This window comes from Achromobacter sp. GbtcB20, from assembly GCF_019091095.1.
In the GTDB taxonomy this organism is placed as follows: domain Bacteria; phylum Pseudomonadota; class Gammaproteobacteria; order Burkholderiales; family Burkholderiaceae_B; genus Achromobacter; species Achromobacter mucicolens.
On the sequence record NZ_JAGXJZ010000534.1, the window covers coordinates 1 to 271 of the forward strand.

General features: G+C 61.6%; 1 protein-coding gene. It reads right to left on the minus strand.

All coding sequences use genetic code 11. The annotated features are described in order from the left end of the window. Positions 1-271: PHB accumulation regulatory domain-containing protein (locus KVT32_RS30100; protein WP_305864298.1), on the minus strand; the 271-nt coding region annotated here is incomplete at both ends.

Consider the following 271-nt stretch of genomic DNA (forward strand, 5'->3'; position numbering starts at 1 on the left):
GAACTGGGTCCACATTTCCGGGCTGAAGGGCTTGCCTTCCAGGGCGCCGGCGGCGCTGCTGGTGAACTTGTTCTGGATGTCGGTGAAGGCCTGGACGTTCTTTTCCAGGTAGGAGCCCATCATGCCCTGCATCGCGTGGCCGTAGTAGCGGATGATCTGGGCCAGTACCGAGCTCGAGAACATCGGCACGCCGTTCGCTTCTTCCTCCAGGATGATCTGCAGCAGGATGCTGCGGGTCAGGTCCTCGTTCGTCTTGGCGTCGACCACCGTG